General features: G+C 57.1%; 1 protein-coding gene. It reads left to right on the plus strand.

The window, feature by feature from the left end; all coding sequences use genetic code 11:
• Window positions 1–228: 228 nt before the first annotated feature.
• On the plus strand, window positions 229–1,555 hold a 1,327-nt coding region (proP, locus tag P792_RS32245), incomplete at its 3' end, for a glycine betaine/L-proline transporter ProP (RefSeq protein ID WP_031241278.1).

The following is a 1,555-nucleotide window of genomic DNA, read 5'->3' on the forward strand; positions in this document are numbered from 1 at the left end:
CCGCCCCTCGGGGTCGGCGGGGCGGGGTTTCGCGGGTCCGGATGGCCCGGACGCGGGCCGTCTTGGAGCCGCCGAAAGTGTCTGCCCACCAGTCGGGACAGATTACATTTTCGACATCTTAAGGGGTTCCTGATATTGTAACTGCATGATTTCCTTGATGTCAGTGAATGCGGGGTTCGTACCCTGCAGCAAAAACCGCTCCCTCAAACCAGGCAGGGAGCCTGCTCAATGACGAAAGATCCAAGTTCTCATCCACATCTCGGATGGTTCAAACACAGGCGCCAGCTCAACCATCAGGATATCACCGTAGTCGACTCTGACATGCTCAGGCGTGCCGTCGGTGCCGCGGCATTGGGTAATGCCATGGAGTGGTTCGATTTCGGGGTCTACGGCTATATCGCCGTGACATTGGGCAAGGTCTTTTTCCCAGACACCGACGCCTCGATAAGCCTGATTGCCACGCTCGCCACGTTCTCGATCGCCTTCCTCATACGGCCTATCGGTGGAGTCATTTTCGGTCCGCTCGGTGATAAATACGGTCGGCAGCGAGTGCTGGCCGCCACGATGATTGCCATGGCGCTTGGGACTTTTGCGATCGGTTTGATTCCCTCCTACGCCACTATCGGTATTTGGGCCCCGATAGCCCTGCTTGCAGCGCGCCTTGTTCAGGGCTTTTCGACCGGTGGAGAATACGGAGGCGCCGCAACGTTCATCGCCGAATACTCGACCGATCGTCGTAGAGGCTTGATGGGAAGCTGGCTCGAGTTCGGTACGCTTGCAGGATATGTCGCCGGCGCTGGTCTCGTGACGCTGTTGCAGGTGAGTCTGAGCGAAGAGACGATGCTCGCGTGGGGATGGCGTATTCCTTTTCTTCTCGCGGCACCTCTGGGGCTTTTGGGCCTGTACGCCCGCACAAGACTGGAAGAGACACCCTCATTCAAAGCGTATGCGCTCGAAGCCGAACAGCGCGAGCATGCCCGTCCGGGCTGGCGCCACCTGTTTGCCGTGCACTGGCGGCAACTGGCGAAGTGCGTGGGCCTCGTTCTCGTTTTTAATGTCACTGATTATATGCTGCTCGCCTACATCCCGAGCTATATGACCGTTTCTCTTGGCTACGCAGAGAGCAAGGGCCTGATCCTCATCATCGTCGTGATGATCCTCATGATGCCGATCAATATCATTGGCGGTTTCCTGAGCGATCGCATCGGGCGCCGCCCAATGATCCTGGGCGCTTCAGCTGCCTTACTACTTCTTGCAATCCCGTGTTTCCATCTGATCCAGAGTCATTCCGATAGCTTGATCTTTATGGGATTGATGCTGCTCGGCATTGCCCTGGCCGGGTTCACGAGCTCCATGCCATCTACATTGCCAGCATTGTTCTACACCCCGATTCGCTATACGGCCCTCTCGGTAGCATTCAACTTGTCCGTTTCTCTCTTCGGCGGGACGACACCGCTCCTGATGGCCTGGCTGGTAAAGAAGACAACATATCTGGACATGCCCGCCTGGTACCTGATGGGCGCAGCATTCATCGGCATCGTTACAATGCTGACCG

Origin of the sequence: Asaia sp. SF2.1, from assembly GCF_000505765.1 — a bacterium.
GTDB lineage: Bacteria > Pseudomonadota > Alphaproteobacteria > Acetobacterales > Acetobacteraceae > Asaia > Asaia bogorensis.